Consider the following 15,469-nt stretch of genomic DNA (forward strand, 5'->3'; position numbering starts at 1 on the left):
TAGGACAGGCCGAACTTGTACTGTAAGCTATGCCTTGAAATAGTAGCCCACTCCCCACTTGGTCAGAATATGCTCCGGCTCCGCGGGCACCTTCTCCAATTTCTCCCGGAGCCTGCGGATGTGGACGTCCACCGTCCGGTAGTCCCCCGCGTAGGAATAGCCCCACACCACGTTCATCAGGTTTTCCCGGCTGTAGACCCGGCGGGGGTTGCGCATCAGAAGCTCGATGAGGTCGTACTCCTTGGCGGTGAGGTCCACGGTCCGGCCCTCCCGGACGGCCACACGCTGCTCCGTGTCCAGGGTGATGTCCCCCACGGTCAGCGTGCCGCCGCTGGAGCGCTGGACGCCGGTGCTGCGCCGCAGCAGGGCCCTGACCCGGGCCTTCAGCTCCAGGATGTTGAAGGGCTTGGTGATGTAGTCGTCGGCGCCGCACTCAAAGCCGATGATCTTGTCCGTATCCTCACTTTTGGCGGTGAGCATGATGATGGGCACGTTGGAGAACTCCCGGATGCGCATGCAGGCCTCCAGCCCGTCCACCTCCGGCATCATCACGTCCAGGATGATAAGGTCGAACCGGCCGTCCCGGGCTGTCTCCACCGCCGCCGCGCCGTCATAGGCGCACTCCACCTCATACCCCTCGTTCTCCAGATTGAATTTCATCCCCTTGACCAGGAGCTTTTCATCGTCCACGACCAGTATCCGCAAGATCTTGTCCTCCTTTTTTACACTTCAGCCGCCTCAGGCGGGGCGCTTTCCATATCGGGCGGGAGGCCCCTTCACCCAGCTTGCCCGCACGGTGATCTGATCCTTGATGTCCGCGAAAGTTGCCTCGCCGATGCCGCTGACGTTCATGATCTCCTCAATGGACTGGAACGGGCCGTGTTTCTCCCGGTAGTCGATGATCCGCCGGGCGATGACTTCCCCGATGCCGGGCAGCAGCGTCAACTCGTCCATGTCCCCGGTATTCAGGTTGATGGGCCGAACCTGGGGCGCGGTGGGCTCCGGCGCTGCCTGGGCGGTGGTGATGGTGTAGGTTCCCGCGTCGCGGCGGCTCTGGTCGCTGAAATACATGGCGGTCAGCACCAGAAGAAAAGAGAGGGTGATTGCCAGCAGCGCCCAGTCGGTTTTTATCATCTGTAAATTCCTTCTCACAGTTGAACTCAAGAAAAATATTTGATATACTACTATAAAGTCGAAACTTGGGGGAGACTGCCGTTCGCATCATCGCGGCAGGTCCCATCTGGATTTCAGCATAATGGCCGCTTTGGAGCTATTATAGCATAGATTGTGGGAGTGTACCATGAAAATGAAACGGTTCGCGTCTGTTTTTTTCATACTGGCCCTGGTGCTGAGCCTGGTGGCCGTGCCCCTTGCCGCGCCCGCGGAGGAGGGGGACAGCGCCCCGGTGATGGAGGTCGCGGCCAAGGCTGCGCTGCTGGTGGATGGGGACACCGGAGAGGTCCTCTATGCCAAAAATGAGCACGATGAGCTCTATCCGGCCAGCATCACCAAGGTGATGACGGCCCTGCTGGTGCTGGAGGCGGTGGACAGCGGAAAGCTTTCCATGGACGAGCAGATCACCGTGACCGCCACCGCTCTTGAGGGCCTGGCGGACGACGGCAGCTCCGCCAACATCAAAGAGGGGGAGACCATGAGCGTGGAGAACCTCCTCTACTGTATGCTGGTGGTCTCCGCCAACGAGGCCTGCAACATCCTGGGCGAGCGGGTCAGCGGCAGCGTGGACGCGTTTGTGGAGCGGATGAACCAGCGGGCGGAGGAGCTCGGCTGCGCCAACACCCACTTTGTCAACGCCACGGGCCTCCACGATCCCAAGCACTATACCTCCGCCTGGGACATCTACCTCATCACCAAGGAGGCCATGGGGCATCCGGATTTCATGACCATCTGCAATACCGCCCAGATCACCGTGCCGGCCACCAACCTGTCGGAGGCGCGGGTGCTGCACACCACCAACTACCTGTTGTCCAACTGGCGGGCCATCGGCTACACCTATTCCGCAGCCCGGGGCATCAAGACCGGGTCCACCTCCGACGCCGGCTACTGCCTGGTTTCCTCCGCGGTGGAGGGCAGCCGCTCCCTCATCAGCGTGGTGCTTGGGGCGGAGCGGGTTTCCCTGACCGACGGAAAGACCCAGACCCAGAGCTTTTCCGAGACAAAGCGCCTTTTTGAGTGGGGCTTCAACAACTTCTCCCGCAAGACCATCCTGACCCAGGCCGATATGATCCAGGAGGTGCCTGTGTCGCTGTCCAAGGATGTGAACTATGTGGTGGCCCATCCTGCGTCGGATGTGGAGGCCCTGCTGCCCAACAGCCTGGAGCCGGAGAGCCTGAAACGGAGGGTTACGCTTTACCAGGATACGGTGGAGGCGCCGGTGGAGAAGGGCGATGTGTTGGGGGAGGTCACCCTCAGCTATGAGGACCGCGATTACGCTACGGTGAAGCTGCTGGCCTACGACAGCATCGAGGCGTCCAGGCTGCTGGTTCTCCAGAAGAACGTGAAGGACTTCTTCTCCAAGACCATCGTCAAGGTGATTTTGGTGATCCTGTTGCTGCTGGTCCTCCTGTTGGCGGGCTGGAAGCTGACGGTGGGCCGGCGGCGCTACCGCTACGGCAGAAAAGTGGGCCGGGGCCGCAACTACCGGGGAAGACGAAGATGAGAAAAAGCCGTGGAAGCAATTCCACGGCTTTTTATTTGGACGATGGCCTCAGCGGAGAAAGCGGAAATAGACGAATAAGCCCAGGGGAATCACAATCTGAAGGATTAAAATCAGCGGGATGCCGATGGTAAAGGTCTTGTGCAGCGTCTTGTGGTGAAAGGCCTTCATCCCCAAAAGCGCGCCCAAGCTGCCGCCTAAGGCCGCCAGCAAAAAGAGGGTCTTCTCCGGGACCCGGCGGGTGGATTCATGGGTCTTTTTTCGCTTTGCCTTCCACTTGTCCACGCCGAATATCAGAAAGGCGATCAGGTTGATCGCCAGCAGATAGCCGCTTAGTAGCCCCCAGGGGGAGCCGAGGAAGACAAGGAACGAATCGTTGTGGGCCTCCGGTAAATGGGCAGTTAAGAACAAAGGCATGGGAATCCTCCTCGTGAACTGGATTGGCTTCCAATTTATTCAGTTTATCAGATGACTGCGCCTTTTGCAAGGGCGGCTGATTCTGCCGCCGCTGCCCGGTGGGGATTGCCGTCTGTCCCGCCGGGGAAGCCGATGGTCGGAAAGTGCTGGACGGCGGGGCGGCCGTCCGCTATACTGAGCCCAGAGAGGAGGATGAGCCTTGGAAATTGAGGTAAAAATAGAGCCGGAGCGCTTGGAGGCCAAGGTGGTAATTTATGCTCCGGCCATGACGCCGGAGGTGAAGGCGCTGATCGACAGCCTCCAGCCGGCGGCCATGGACCTGATCCCGGGCTTTCGCGGCAGCGAGGCGTCTTTGCTGAAAATAGACAGCATCCTGCGGCTCTACGGGGAGGACAAGGAGGTCTGCGCCCAGACCGGGGGCGGCGTCTACACGCTGAAAGCGCGGCTCTACGAGCTGGAGCAGCGGCTGCCGGGGCAGTTCGTGCGCATCTCCCACTCGGAGATCGTGAATCTTAGGCAGGTGGCGGGCCTGGATTTGAGCCTGTCCGGCACCATCCGCATGACGCTGGCCGGAGGGACGGTGTGCTACGTCTCCCGGCGGTATGTGAAAAAGATCAAGGAGGCGCTGGGAATATGAAACGTGAGATTTGGACGCGCCTCGCCTTGGGGGCGCTGTACGGCGTTGGGGTGTGGTTCCTCCTCTACAGCGGCGGCGAACCCGCCGGCGCGCTGGTGGAGGCCTGCGGCACCGTGGGCCGGGCACGGGCCGCGCAGGTGACGGCATTCGCCGGCTTTGGCCTCTGCGCCGGGCTGATCTCGCTGCTTTGGAAGCGGGAGACCATGAGCTTTTTGAAAAAGTCCCTCATCAGCTTCCTGATAGTGGGCACCGGCATGGCGCTTTGGACCTGGACGCTCCACGGCTGGGACTGGCAGCATCAGGAGGGCGTCAATCTCTGGATCGGCGGCACGCTGATCCTTTTTGTGATGGATTGGGCCAGGCGGTTTTACGGCTGCCGCCGGGATGTGGACAGCATCCGGGAGAAGCTGAAGCTGACGCCGCCGCCCTCGATGCTGCGGTGGCGGGAGACAATGCCGGATATGGTGCTGATCGCCGCGGTGGAGTTGGTGCTGCCGCCGCTTCTGCGGCTGGTGGACGCCAGGGATTTCCCCGTGCTCACGGGGCTGCTGTATCCGTATCTGGTTCTGCCTGTTGTCTGCTTTTCTTCTGCGCTGAGCCTGGGGAAGCGGTGGGGGATCACGCCGCTGTACCCTGTGGTCTGCGCGGTGCTGACCATCCCCCACATCTTCTGGCTGTATAATTCCAGCGCCCTGTTCCAGGCGGGGGTGGCCGGCGCCGCGGCGCTGCTTGGCAACCTTGTGGGCGCGGCCGTCCGGGCATATCGGAAGCGAAACTCCGCATGATGGAACCAATTGGCCGCCGGGGCCGTCACAATCTCAAAAGGAGGCTGATGGCATGAAACGATTGGTTTGCGCCCTTTTGGGCTTGACACTGTGCATGGGAGTTCTGGCGGCCTGCGGTCCGGGCGATTCCTCTGGAGGGGGAAGCTCTTCCGGCGGCGGGTCCGCCAGCAGCTCCGTCCCGGACGGCAGCAGCTCGGGAGGAAGTGCCGTGGTGGTCTGCCGGATCATTGACGAGGACGACGGCTCTCTTCTTCTGGCGAAGCAGGATGGGGGCAGCGGCGACGTATACCGCTTGGATGCCTCCGGCCTGCCGGTTACGCTGGAGGGCGAGTCCTCCGCCGCCGACGAGATAGAGAGCGGTATGCTGGTGGAGGTCTGCTATGACGGCGGCGTCATGGAGACGTTCCCGGCCCAGTTGGGCTCTGTCACCAGCATCAACGTGCGTTCCGAAGGGTTTGACGATCTGGCGGAGCTGTACCTGGATGTGCTGGAGGACCTCTGGGAGGTGGACAGCGGGCTCAACGAGAACATCACAGAGCTGGGCGTGGACCTCTCCGGTACCCGGCTGAGCGCGGCGGAGCAGTCCGCCGTGGCTTGGGCCTTTGGGGAGGAGCACGGCCTTGCACCCGTCCAGGGCACCTATGAGGAGCTGCTGGAGCAGGGCTATATCACCGGCGAGCCCCTTGAGGGCAGCGACGCCAAATTCTACCAGTGGGCCGACGGCTGCCTCTTCTCCATCAGGGAAAAGGAGAGTAAGGTAGCGTTCAGCCTGCCCACCGTCCAGGAGGGGGAGGATTCGCCGCTGAAGGACTACCATGTCAGCGACACCGTGACGTTCGACGCCCAGAAGTGGCGCAGCGGCACCGGGGCCTATTTCTTCTCGGACTGCACCTCCGTGCGCGGAAGCAGCGGGGAGTGGTCGGACTACCAGGTGGGCGGCGAGGCAATCTCCTGAGGGCGCGTTGACGGAAAAATACGCCGCGGAGTCCGCGACTCGAACGTTCAACGTGTAAAAAGTCCGTTTCCTCTTGTAATATGGGAAAAAATAGGGTACAATACCATATAATTTGCAGCCACAGGCAAAAACAAGAAAAACGGGTGAAAAAGATGAGTTACACGAAAGTAGCGGCCATTTATGCCGACAGCGAAGCCCTGTCCGGCAAGGAGGTCCAGGTGGGCGGCTGGGTCCGCACCATCCGGGACATGAAAACCTTCGGCTTCATTGAGTTGAACGACGGCTCGTGCTTCCGCAACCTGCAGGTGGTATTTGCGGACGGCGAGGTGGCAAATTATAAGGAAATCGCCGGACAGAATGTGGGTGCCGCCCTTGTGGTCACCGGCACTGTGGTGCTGACCCCGGAGGCGAAGCAGCCCCTGGAGCTGCGGGCGTCCTCCGTCCGTGTGGAGGGGACCTCCAGCCCTGAGTACCCGCTGCAGAAAAAGCGCCACAGCGTGGAGTACCTCAGGACCATCCAGCATCTGCGGCCCCGGACCAACCTCTTCTCCGCGGTCTTCCGGGTGCGCAGCGCGGCGGCCTATGCCATCCATGAATTTTTCCAGGAGCGGGGCTTTGTCTATATCCATACGCCCATCATCACCGCCAGCGACTGCGAGGGCGCCGGCGAGATGTTCCGGGTGACCACGCTGGATCTGGAGAACCTGCCCCGCACCGGCGACGGCGCTGTGGACTACGGCGAGGACTTTTTCGGCAAGAGCGCCAACCTGACGGTCTCCGGCCAGCTGAACGCCGAGAACTTTGCCATGGCGTTCGGCGACGTCTACACCTTCGGCCCCACCTTCCGGGCGGAGAACTCCAATACCCAGCGCCACGCCGCTGAGTTCTGGATGATCGAGCCGGAGATGGCCTTCACGGACCTCAAGGGCGACATGGACGTGGCGGAGGCCATGATCAAGCACATCATCCGGCGGGTCATGGAGCGTTGCCCCGACGATATGAACTTTTTCAACAGCTTTGTGGATAAGGGCCTCATTGAGCGGCTGAGCCACGTGGCCTCCTCCGACTTTGCCAGGGTGAGCTACACCGAGGCGGTGGACCTCCTCAAGCAGCACAACGACAAGTTCGACTACAAGGTGGAGTGGGGCTGTGATCTTCAGACGGAGCATGAGCGCTACCTCACCGAGCAGATCTACAAAAAGCCGGTGTTCGTCACCGACTACCCCAAGGAGATCAAGGCCTTCTATATGCGCCTCAACGAGGACGGCAAGACCGTGGCCGCCTCGGACTGCCTGGTGCCCGGCATCGGCGAGATCATCGGCGGCAGCCAGCGCGAGGAGCGGCTGGACGTATTGGAGCGCCGCATCCGGGAGTTGGGCATGAAGCCGGAGGATTATTGGTGGTATCTGGACCTGCGGCGCTACGGCAGCTGCACCCACGCGGGCTTCGGCCTGGGCTTTGAGCGCATGGTGATGTATCTCACCGGCGTCAGCAACATCCGCGACGTGCTGCCCCATCCCCGCACCGTGGGCAACGCCGAATTTTAAAATCAAAAAAGGCAGTGGACGAAAGTCCACTGCCTTTTTTGCGCCATTGGCGCCTTGCTGCTGGCGTGATCACATGTTCCATCCAAAAAACAGTTGACAACCGGTGCTGACAGTGGTATGTTAGTTACACGGTTAATTACTTCACTAATTAACTAAGCTAAGAGGGAGGTGACGCCGTGCAGTTCAACGACGAGCGGCCCATATTCCTTCAGCTGGCGGAACAGCTGGAGGAGGCTATTTTAACGGGCGTCTACGAAGAGGAGACGCCGGTTCCCTCCATCACGGAGTATTCCGTGGCGTATCAAATCAATCCGGCCACAGCGCTGAAGGGAATCAATCTGCTGGTGGACGGAGGGCTTTTGTACAAGAAGCGGGGGGTTGGCATGTTTGTGGCGCCGGGGGCGAGAGAGAAGCTGCGCAGAGTGCGGAGGGAGCGGTTTTACACCGACTATGTAGAGAAGCTGGTCAGTGAGGCCAAACGGTTGGAGATGACCCGGGAGGAGCTGGCCGGATTGATTGAGAGAGGATTTGAAGACAATGGCAATTGAGATCACACATATTACCAAGTCCTTCCGGGAGACGCGGGCGCTGCGCGACGTGTCGCTGACGCTGGAGGGCGGCCATATCTATGGGCTGTTGGGCAACAACGGGGCAGGCAAGTCCACACTGCTGAACATCATCACAGACCGCGTCCGCGCCGACGGGGGAACGGTGCGCATCGACGGCACGGAGAACCGGTCCGACGAGGCGCTGTCCAAGGTCTTCCTGGTGGGGGAGCAGAACTTTTTCCCCGAGGATATGCGGGTGAAAAAGGCGCTGCGGACGGTGGCATCCTTTTACCCGGATTTTGACATGGCCCTGGCGGAGCGCACGGCGGAGCTGTTCGGCCTGAACCTGAAGCAGAAGATCACCTCCCTCTCCACCGGCTATGGCTCCATTTTCCGCATTGTGCTGGGACTGGCGGTGAACACGCCCTATCTGTTCTTTGACGAGCCGGTCCTGGGACTGGACGCCCAGCACAGAGAGCTCTTTTACCGGCTTGTACTGGAGAAGTACGCGGAGCACCCCTGCGCGGTGGTGCTCTCCACCCATCTGATCGCGGAGGCTGCCAATCTGATCGACTACGCGTTCATCATCCGCTCCGGCGCCATTTTGCGCCAGGGTCCCACCGAGGAACTGATGGAGGGCGCCTACACGGTGTCCGGCCCGGCTGCGGCTATGGAGCAATACCTGTCGGGCCGCCATGTGCTGTCCGAAACTGCCCTGGGCGGCCTGAAGACCGCCTGTGTCCAGGGTCAGCCGGATCCCCTGCCCGACGGGCTGGAGATCGGGGGAATGAACCTGCAGGACTACTTCATCAGCCTGATGAAAGAGGAGGACCGGAAATGAAAGCACTGATTCGTTACCGCTACACGGATATGATGAAGGGCGTGGTGGCTTTTTGGGGGGTCATGCTGCTGATCGTGGCAGTGATCGCCTGCATTGAAACGGGCGAAGAGCGGATCAGCTTCAGCGCCTACGGCTTCAGCACGGTCATTATGCTCTTTGTCCTGGGCATCTGCGCCATCCGGGAGGACGTCCGGCTGGCCGCCCAATGCGGCGTGGGCCGACGCTCCGCCTTTTTGGGGAATCTGATCACCCTGCTGACGGTGGCCGGGACCATGGCCGCGGCGGGCGAGGTCTTTGTGGGCACTGCCCAGGTGGTGCTGGGCGGCCGCCCAAATATCTTCCTTTTTGATCTGTACCAGATGCTCTATGTGGGAGCCGACCAGCCGGTGCTGACCATGGGCCAGCACGCCATGAGCATGATCTTTGTCCTGATGCTGGGCCTCTGCGCCGCCGTCTGGGGCAGCTTTTTCTCCCTGCTGTTCTGGCGGCTCAACAAGTTCTGGACTGTGGTGGTGGCCGTGGCCATCCCTGTGCTTGCAAACGGCGTCCCCTATCTGGCGATCTATCTGGCGGGAGAGGAGGCCGTGGCGGAGGCGGGGCTCCGGGCGGTGGGGTTTCTGATGCAGTCCCCCTGGAACTTCATTGCGGTGCTGGCGGCGCTGTCGGCGGCGGGGATCGTGGTGAACTGGCTGCTGCTGCGCCGGGCGGCGGTCAAGGCGGCCAAATAGAAGAAGGCAGTGGACGGAAGTCCACTGCCTTTTTTGTCAATTGCTCCTGGCTGCCAGCCGGAGGATGGCCTCCACGTCGGCGTCGCCCAAGGGGACAAAATGGCCCTCATGGACCTCCCCTTTGAGCCGCTCGTGTTCCATGATCTTCGGGATGTCCTCCTCCCGGGCGCCCAGTTCCCGGAAGTTGGTGGGCATGCCGATGGAGCGGAGAAAGGCCCGGAACCGGGCGATGCCCTCCCGTGCGGTACGCTCCGGGTGGGAGTAGTCCATTTCACAGCCCCAGACCCGGACGGCGAACTGGGCAAAGCGGGCCGGGTCATGGGGCAGGACATACTCCATCCAGGCGGGCATGATGACCGCGAGGCCCGCGCCGTGGGCGCAGTCGTAGACGGCGGAGAGCTCATGCTCGATGCGGTGGCTGGCCCAGTCCTGCTCCCGGCCGACGCCGCAGAGGTTGTTGTGGGCAAGCATCCCCGCCCACATGAGATCGGAGCGGGCGCTGTAGCTCTGAGGATCGGCCATCACCTCACCGGCCGCGTGAAGAACCGCCTTCAAAAGGCCCTCGCACAGCCGGTCCGTGACCTCCACCTCCGGCGTGTTGGTAAAGTAGCGCTCCAGGATGTGGGCCATCATGTCCGTGATGCCGCAGGCAGTCTGGTAGGGGGGCAGGGAACAGGTAAAGCGGGGGTTCAGGATGGAGAACTTGGGCCGCAGCAGGTCATTTCCCGGAAAGGCCCACTTGAGCATCCCCTCGTCCTTTGTGATGACGCAGCTGTTGGATCCCTCGCTGCCGGCTGCGGAGATGGTCAGCACCGTACCCACGGGAAGCGTGGCGCTCAGATGGGCCCTGCCGGTGACAAAGTCCCAGAAGTCCCCGTCATAGGGGACGCCGGCGGCAATGGCCTTGGATGAGTCGATGGTGCTGCCGCCGCCTAAGGCCAGGATGAAGTCCACGCTTTCAGCGCGGCACAGCCGGATGCCCTCGTAGACCAGGCTGGCGCGTGGGTTGGGCTGTACGCCGCCCAGCGAGACAAAGGGGATGTTCCCGGCGGAGAGAGCGGAGGTGACCTTGTCGTATACACCGTTGCGCATCACGGAGCCGCCGCCGTAGTGGATCAGCACCTTTGAGCCGCCGAAGCGGCGGACCAGATCGGCCGCCTGGGACTCGGCCCCGTCGCCGAAGGAGAAGTAGGTGGGGGAGTAAAATGTAAAGTTTTCCATAAATGCTCCTTTTAATAGCCCAGCGTCCGGTCCACCGCGTGGATCAGGGGACGCCCGGTACAGTAGTTTTCAATGTCCTCGCAAAACAGATCCACATTTTTATCGCAGGTCCAGCCCAAGGTCATGTCGCCGGAGATATGGGGCGTCAGCAGCACGTTCCGGGCGGACCACAGGGGGTGGTCTGCGGGGAGGGGCTCCGGCGTCATCACGTCCAATGCCGCCCCGGCGATGCGGCCCGCGTTCAGCGCCTCGATGAGAGCCTCCTGGTCGATGGCGGAGCCGCGGCCCACATTGAGGACAAGGGCATTTTGGGGCAGCAGGGCGATCCGCTCCCGGGAGAGGATGCCCGCGGTCTGGGCCGTGGAAGGCATGGCCATGGCCAGCACCTCCGTCTGGGGCAGCACCTCCTCCAGCCGGGCAGAGGGATAGACCGCGTCGTAGGCGGGCTCTCCGGAGCCGCCGCTGCGGTTGACGCCGACCACTTTTGCCGCGCCCATGGCCTTGACCCGCCGGGCGTAGTTGCTGCCGATGTCACCGGTGCCCAGCACGGTGATGCGGCTGCCTAATATGGAGCGGATGGGCAGCTCCTGGATCCACTCCCTTCGGGCCATGGAGGCCTGATATTCCATGATCCGCCGCATCAGCATCAGCGTCACCATGACCATGTGCTCGGCAATGGTGACGCCGTAGGCGCCGGAGGAGTTGGTCAGCAGGCACTCCTCGTTGGGGAAAATGCCGGGCTGCATATAGGGCTCCACCCCGGCAAAGGAGCAGCAGTACCACTTCAGCTCCGGCGCCTGGCGGAGGAGGTCTGGATAGTGGCTGTAGAGGATTTCACATTGGCCCAGCTGGCCTTCAGCCGCCTCGGGGGTTTCGAAGAAGCGGACGGTGTAGCCGTGCCGCTCCGCTGCGGCGCATACTTTTTCCCTGTGGGCAGCGGTGAGAAAATCATTGACCACACAGATTTCATGCTTCATGTTGGAGTACCTCCCAAATTTGTTCCGCACATTTCATGCCGTCGGCGGCCGCGGATAAGATGCCGCCGGCGTAACCGGCTCCCTCGCCGCAGGGGTACAGGCCCCGGAGGGAGGATTGGTACGTTTCATCCCGCACAATGCGCACCGGAGACGAGCTGCGGCTCTCCACCGCCGTCAAGAGCGCGTCCGGCGCGTCATAGCCCCGGACCTTCCGGCCCAGGAGGGGCAGGGCCTGGGCGATGGCGTCGGCCACAAAGGGCGGCAGGCACCGGCGCAGGTCGGTGTAAGTGACGCCGGGACGGTAGGTGGGCCGCACCGCTCCTGGCCCGGTGGAGGGCCGCCCGGCCAGGAAGTCCTCCACCCGCTGGGCCGGCGCCCGGTAGCAGCCTCCGCCCAGGGCGTAGGCTGCCTCCTCCAAACGGCGCTGGAAGGCGATGCCGGCCAGCGCGTCCCGGCCGCCGCCGTAGTCCTCCGGCGTCACGCTGACCAGCAATCCGCCGTTGATGTTTTCTCCGTCCCGGGCAAATTCGCTCATGCCGTTGGTGACCACCCGGCCCTCCTCCGACGCGGCGGCCACCACCTGGCCTCCGGGGCAGACGCAGAAGGAGTAGACCGCCCTGCCGCTGCTTAGGTGGCAGGAGAGCTTATAGCTGGAGGCGGGAAGGCAGGGGTGGCCGGCGTAGCGCTTGTACTGGGCCGCGTCCATGTCCGACTGGCTGTGCTCGATGCGCACGCCGACAGAGAAGGATTTGGCCTCCAGATGGACCCCCAGGTCCTGCAGCAGGAAAAAGGTGTCCCGGGCGCTGTGGCCGGGGGCCAGCACCACCTGCCGGGCCGGCAGGGAGTAGAGGCCGCCGGGGCCCTCCACGTCCAGGGAGGCAACGGCGCCGTCCCTGCTGTGGATTCCCACCAGGGCGTGGCCAAAGCGGATGTCGCAGCCCGCGTCCAGAAGCGTCCGGCGCATCCCCTGAAGGGCAACGTGTAGTCGGTCCGTGCCCACGTGGGGCTTGGCGTCGATGAGGATGTCCTCCGGTGCGCCCCAGGAGACCAGCTGGCGCAGAATCCAGCGGTGGCGGATGTCCCGTGTGCCGGTGTTGAGCTTTCCATCGGAAAAGGCCCCTGCGCCTCCCTCACCGAACTGGACGTTGGAGCGTGTGTTCAGCTCGCCGGTGGACCAGAAGCGCTCCACGTCCTGCCGGCGCTGCTCCACGCCCTGCCCCTGCTCCAGCAGAATGGGCCTGGCCCCGGCGCGGGCCAGGAGCAATGCGCAAAAAAGGCCCGCCGGCCCGGCGCCCACCACAACCGGCGGTTCCACGGCGCGATCAAGAGGCGCCGGCGGAAGGTAAAGGGGTTCTTCATAGCGGGAGAGGCGGGGATGGCGGCGCAGCACGGCCTCCTCGTCCTGCACCGTTACGGCCACCGAATAGACAAAAAACAACCCGTCCCTTGCGTCGATGGAGCGGCGCAGGACACGCAGCGATTCCACGGCAGGGACATGCAGCTCCCGGGCCGCCTTTTTCCACAGCGCGGACTCCGGCTGGCCTGGGGCAAGCTTCAGCCCTTCTAATTTCAGCAAACGATTCACCAGCTTTCCCTCCGCCCTCGCGGAGAACATCATGTATTCAGACGCCCTGTCCCTATTCAGGGCGTGGAAGTCCACAGCAAGTATATCATAAGATGGAGGCGCTGTCTTCCTTGGGCGCTTTATTTTTTTCAGTGACATGTGCGCCTGCCGCGTGATTGGTTTTCTGTTTCAGTAGTATGCAATTCCAGCAAAATCCAATGGTATTTTGAAAAATGTTCACAGAACGGTTATAATTTGACGCCTGATTTTAAAGTCCATTTAAGATACCCCGGCTATACTGCGCTCAGCAGATGTGAAAAGGAATTCGAAATATTGGAAGAAAAGACCCTCAAGCAAAAATTCAAATAATCCAACAGCATTTTTCATACTTTGGACATAAAGAGCCGATATACTGAGTCCCAATGTGAGGGACTCGTTACACAAGGAGGAATCAGTTATGTATAACGACGAACACAACCTGTACCATTACACTTACCGCAAGGACGGTACCGAACATACCGCAGAAGCCCCCACCGCCGGACCGGCGGTCTACCGCGAACCCTGGGAGGCAAAGCCCGAACGCAAAAAGAAAAGCCGCGCCGGGCTCAAAATCGCGGCGCTGGCCCTGAGCTGTGCCCTGCTGGGCGGCGCCGCCGGCGCGGGCGTGATGTGGGGCGTCAGCCGCGGCGGCGACGAAGTCAATGTCCAGATGAGCACCCGCACCCCGGTGAAGGTCAACAAAGTGTCGGTGGACGGGCAGAAGCTTCTCTCCGACGCAGAGAACTACGCCGCCAACGTCAACAGCGCCGTGTCCATCAACTCCTCTGCCGCCAGCACCAACATCTTTGGTCAGGTGGTGGAGAGCGCATCCTCCGGCAGCGGCTTTATCATCTCCCAGGATGGATACATCGTCACCAACCACCACGTGATCAACGGAGCCACCTCCGTGAAGGTGACGCTGTACTCCGGTGAAACCTACGACGCCACGGTCATCGGCGGCGATGAGGACTACGATATCGCCGTGCTGAAGATCAACGCCACCGGACTGCAGAGCGTTGTTTTGGGCGACAGCGACAGCCTGAATGTGGGCGACCATGTACTGGCCGTGGGCAACCCCTTGGGTGAACTGACCTTCTCCATGAGCGGCGGCATGGTGTCCAGCGTGAACCGCGCCATCAACGTGGATGGCACGCCCTTCAACATGATCCAGACCGACGCCTCCATCAACCCCGGCAACTCCGGCGGCCCGCTGTTCAACGAGTACGGCGAGGTGGTGGGCATCGTCTCCGCCAAATACTCCTCTTACTCCTCCGAGTCGGTGGAGGGCCTGGGCTTTGCGATTCCCATCAACGATGTTTGGGCCATGATCGAGGACATCATGACCAACGGCTATGTGACCAACAAGCCCTATCTGGGCGCCACTGTGGGCACCATGAACGCGGCCATGGCCCAGCAGACCAATCTGACCGAGGGCGTCTACGTCTACTCCGTGGAGCCTGGCGGCGCCGCTGAGAAGGCCGGGCTGCAGGTGGGCGACGTCATCACCGCCATCGACGGCAGGACCATCGCTTCCCTGGAGGACCTGACCGCCGCTAAGAAGGGCTACGCCGCCGGCGACACCACCGCCGTGACGGTGTTCCGGGGCGGAGAGGACATTGAGCTCCAGTTGACCTTTGGCACCCTGCCGGATAATCAGGACAATCAGCACGATGCCACCACCAGCGCCACCCAGGATCAGACCGGCGGCTATCCCGGCGACCTGTTTGACTACTTTTTCGGCTCCCGCCCGGGCAGCGGGACTGCCGCGTAACGCGCACTCCGGCCGTATCCCCGAATGAGCGGTCTCGCGGCAACAGCTGCGAACAGGCAAGCCCGCTCCTTGCCACGGGGCGTACCGGCGGTACACATAGATATGAAAAGGCACACCGTTTTACGGTGTGCCTTTTTTGCGCCTCACTCCTCCGGCAGACGGAAAAGCTCCTCCACCGTGGTGTTCAGCAGCCGGGCCAGGCGCATGGCCAGGCCCAGCGTGGGGTCGTATTTGTTGTTTTCAATGGCGTTGATGGTCTGGCGGGTGACGCCCAGGCGCTCCGCCAGGTCCTCCTGCCGCAGCCCCGCGGCCTTGCGCAGCATCCGGATGCTGTTTTCCATCTCCCTACAGCCTCTGCAGCCACATCAACGCGCCGCCCAGGAGGAGAACGCCGGCCGCAGCCGCAAGATACCCCACAAGGCCACGCCTGCCCTCCTCGTCTCCGACCCGCCATTTCCCGATCTGCACGGCGACAAGGTACAGGAGGTTCTGCAGCACCAGCAGGTACATGGGGCCTGTGAAGTGCCCGGTCCGTGCACGGTCCCACACGCCCCACACCAACAGCACCGCCACGTCGAACGCCCATGCCCACTTCATGGCGGAGAGCTCAATGTGCAGTTGCATTTCATCTGATTTTTTCATAGAGTTTCCTCCCCAAATGTAAAGTATTTTTGACATTTGCAGTGTACCTCCAATTTCAATCAATGTCAACAGTTTTTTACATTTTCTTTTCCTTGCACTTTTCCTGTGCGGATGATACAATAA

General features: G+C 61.9%; 17 protein-coding genes. 9 read left to right on the forward strand and 8 right to left on the reverse strand.

Annotated elements, in window-relative coordinates; all coding sequences use genetic code 11:
* Window positions 1-27 precede the first annotated feature (27 nt).
* Both H8790_RS01110 and H8790_RS01115 read right to left on the reverse strand, forming a co-directional pair.
* Entirely contained in the window at window positions 28-705 is a 678-nt protein-coding gene (locus H8790_RS01110) for a response regulator transcription factor (RefSeq protein WP_187333271.1), read from the reverse strand.
* A gap of 33 nt (window positions 706-738) precedes the next feature.
* Window positions 739-1,134, reverse strand: a complete 396-nt coding sequence (locus tag H8790_RS01115; RefSeq protein WP_187333272.1) for a ComEA family DNA-binding protein — start codon at window positions 1,132-1,134, stop codon at window positions 739-741.
* 166 nt (window positions 1,135-1,300) lie between these two features.
* Here H8790_RS01115 and H8790_RS01120 point away from each other — a divergent pair, with 166 nt between their 5' ends.
* On the forward strand, window positions 1,301-2,677 hold the full coding sequence (locus H8790_RS01120) for a D-alanyl-D-alanine carboxypeptidase family protein (protein ID WP_187333273.1): 1,377 nt from the start codon (window positions 1,301-1,303) through the stop codon (window positions 2,675-2,677).
* Between the two features lie 48 nt (window positions 2,678-2,725).
* Here the strand turns inward: H8790_RS01120 and H8790_RS01125 are convergent, their stop codons facing one another.
* On the reverse strand, window positions 2,726-3,091 hold the full coding sequence (locus tag H8790_RS01125) for a DUF1294 domain-containing protein (RefSeq protein WP_187333274.1): 366 nt from the start codon (window positions 3,089-3,091) through the stop codon (window positions 2,726-2,728).
* Window positions 3,092-3,290: 199 nt separating this feature from the next.
* Here H8790_RS01125 and H8790_RS01130 point away from each other — a divergent pair, with 199 nt between their 5' ends.
* The 7 genes from H8790_RS01130 (at window position 3,291) to H8790_RS01160 (ending at window position 9,132) form a co-directional block, all read left to right on the forward strand.
* Window positions 3,291-3,728 carry a LytTR family DNA-binding domain-containing protein gene (locus H8790_RS01130; protein WP_243208533.1) on the forward strand — a complete coding sequence of 146 codons (438 nt, stop codon included), beginning with the start codon at window positions 3,291-3,293 and terminating at the stop codon, window positions 3,726-3,728.
* Complete coding sequence (locus H8790_RS01135) at window positions 3,725-4,513, forward strand: DUF3021 family protein (RefSeq protein ID WP_187333275.1); 789 nt, start codon at window positions 3,725-3,727, stop codon at window positions 4,511-4,513. Before H8790_RS01130 ends, H8790_RS01135 begins: the two co-directional genes overlap by 4 nt.
* A gap of 52 nt (window positions 4,514-4,565) precedes the next feature.
* Entirely contained in the window at window positions 4,566-5,468 is a 903-nt protein-coding gene (locus tag H8790_RS01140) for a hypothetical protein (protein WP_187333276.1), read from the forward strand.
* Between the two features lie 152 nt (window positions 5,469-5,620).
* The gene (gene asnS, locus H8790_RS01145; protein WP_187333277.1) at window positions 5,621-7,015 is read left to right on the forward strand and encodes an asparagine--tRNA ligase; all 1,395 of its coding nucleotides are present in this window, start codon (window positions 5,621-5,623) and stop codon (window positions 7,013-7,015) included.
* Window positions 7,016-7,191: 176 nt separating this feature from the next.
* On the forward strand, window positions 7,192-7,563 hold the full coding sequence (locus H8790_RS01150) for a GntR family transcriptional regulator (RefSeq protein WP_187333278.1): 372 nt from the start codon (window positions 7,192-7,194) through the stop codon (window positions 7,561-7,563).
* Window positions 7,553-8,404, forward strand: a complete 852-nt coding sequence (locus tag H8790_RS01155; RefSeq protein WP_187333279.1) for an ABC transporter ATP-binding protein — start codon at window positions 7,553-7,555, stop codon at window positions 8,402-8,404. Before H8790_RS01150 ends, H8790_RS01155 begins: the two co-directional genes overlap by 11 nt.
* Window positions 8,401-9,132, forward strand: coding sequence for a hypothetical protein (locus H8790_RS01160; RefSeq protein WP_187333280.1), 732 nt, complete (start codon window positions 8,401-8,403; stop codon window positions 9,130-9,132). The genes H8790_RS01155 and H8790_RS01160 overlap by 4 nt, the downstream gene beginning before the upstream one ends.
* Before the next feature lie 36 nt (window positions 9,133-9,168).
* Here the strand turns inward: H8790_RS01160 and H8790_RS01165 are convergent, their stop codons facing one another.
* Genes H8790_RS01165 through H8790_RS01175 form a run of 3 tightly spaced genes read right to left on the reverse strand, consistent with a single transcriptional unit; the run spans window position 9,169 to window position 12,915 of the window.
* Window positions 9,169-10,353: an iron-containing alcohol dehydrogenase gene (locus H8790_RS01165; protein WP_187333281.1), complete on the reverse strand. Its 1,185-nt coding sequence runs from the start codon at window positions 10,351-10,353 to the stop codon at window positions 9,169-9,171.
* An 11-nt stretch (window positions 10,354-10,364) separates the two neighbouring features.
* Window positions 10,365-11,330, reverse strand: a complete 966-nt coding sequence (locus tag H8790_RS01170; RefSeq protein ID WP_187333282.1) for a D-2-hydroxyacid dehydrogenase — start codon at window positions 11,328-11,330, stop codon at window positions 10,365-10,367.
* Complete coding sequence (locus tag H8790_RS01175; protein ID WP_318646858.1) at window positions 11,320-12,915, reverse strand: NAD(P)/FAD-dependent oxidoreductase; 1,596 nt, start codon at window positions 12,913-12,915, stop codon at window positions 11,320-11,322. Before H8790_RS01175 ends, H8790_RS01170 begins: the two co-directional genes overlap by 11 nt.
* 436 nt (window positions 12,916-13,351) lie before the next feature.
* Here H8790_RS01175 and H8790_RS01180 point away from each other — a divergent pair, with 436 nt between their 5' ends.
* Window positions 13,352-14,704, forward strand: coding sequence for a S1C family serine protease (locus H8790_RS01180; protein ID WP_187333283.1), 1,353 nt, complete (start codon window positions 13,352-13,354; stop codon window positions 14,702-14,704).
* Between the two features lie 143 nt (window positions 14,705-14,847).
* Here the strand turns inward: H8790_RS01180 and H8790_RS01185 are convergent, their stop codons facing one another.
* On the reverse strand, window positions 14,848-15,045 hold the full coding sequence (locus H8790_RS01185; RefSeq protein WP_187333284.1) for a helix-turn-helix transcriptional regulator: 198 nt from the start codon (window positions 15,043-15,045) through the stop codon (window positions 14,848-14,850).
* A gap of 4 nt (window positions 15,046-15,049) precedes the next feature.
* A complete protein-coding gene (locus H8790_RS01190; RefSeq protein ID WP_187333285.1) occupies window positions 15,050-15,346 on the reverse strand; it encodes a hypothetical protein in 297 nt (98 codons plus the stop codon).
* Between the last annotated feature and the right edge of the window lie 123 nt (window positions 15,347-15,469).

The organism is Oscillibacter hominis (assembly GCF_014334055.1).
GTDB classification, from domain to species: domain Bacteria; phylum Bacillota; class Clostridia; order Oscillospirales; family Oscillospiraceae; genus Oscillibacter; species Oscillibacter hominis.

Coding starts and splice junctions, on each gene's coding strand:
- H8790_RS01115 (WP_187333272.1), bottom strand. CDS start 1,134: ATGATAAAAACCGACTGGGCGCTGCTGGCAATCACCCTCTCTTTTCTT.
- H8790_RS01120 (WP_187333273.1), top strand. CDS start 1,301: ATGAAAATGAAACGGTTCGCGTCTGTTTTTTTCATACTGGCCCTGGTG.
- H8790_RS01125 (WP_187333274.1), bottom strand. CDS start 3,091: ATGCCTTTGTTCTTAACTGCCCATTTACCGGAGGCCCACAACGATTCG.
- H8790_RS01135 (WP_187333275.1), top strand. CDS start 3,725: ATGAAACGTGAGATTTGGACGCGCCTCGCCTTGGGGGCGCTGTACGGC.
- H8790_RS01140 (WP_187333276.1), top strand. CDS start 4,566: ATGAAACGATTGGTTTGCGCCCTTTTGGGCTTGACACTGTGCATGGGA.
- asnS (WP_187333277.1), top strand. CDS start 5,621: ATGAGTTACACGAAAGTAGCGGCCATTTATGCCGACAGCGAAGCCCTG.
- H8790_RS01155 (WP_187333279.1), top strand. CDS start 7,553: ATGGCAATTGAGATCACACATATTACCAAGTCCTTCCGGGAGACGCGG.
- H8790_RS01160 (WP_187333280.1), top strand. CDS start 8,401: ATGAAAGCACTGATTCGTTACCGCTACACGGATATGATGAAGGGCGTG.
- H8790_RS01165 (WP_187333281.1), bottom strand. CDS start 10,353: ATGGAAAACTTTACATTTTACTCCCCCACCTACTTCTCCTTCGGCGAC.
- H8790_RS01170 (WP_187333282.1), bottom strand. CDS start 11,330: ATGAAGCATGAAATCTGTGTGGTCAATGATTTTCTCACCGCTGCCCAC.
- H8790_RS01180 (WP_187333283.1), top strand. CDS start 13,352: ATGTATAACGACGAACACAACCTGTACCATTACACTTACCGCAAGGAC.
- H8790_RS01185 (WP_187333284.1), bottom strand. CDS start 15,045: ATGGAAAACAGCATCCGGATGCTGCGCAAGGCCGCGGGGCTGCGGCAG.
- H8790_RS01190 (WP_187333285.1), bottom strand. CDS start 15,346: ATGAAAAAATCAGATGAAATGCAACTGCACATTGAGCTCTCCGCCATG.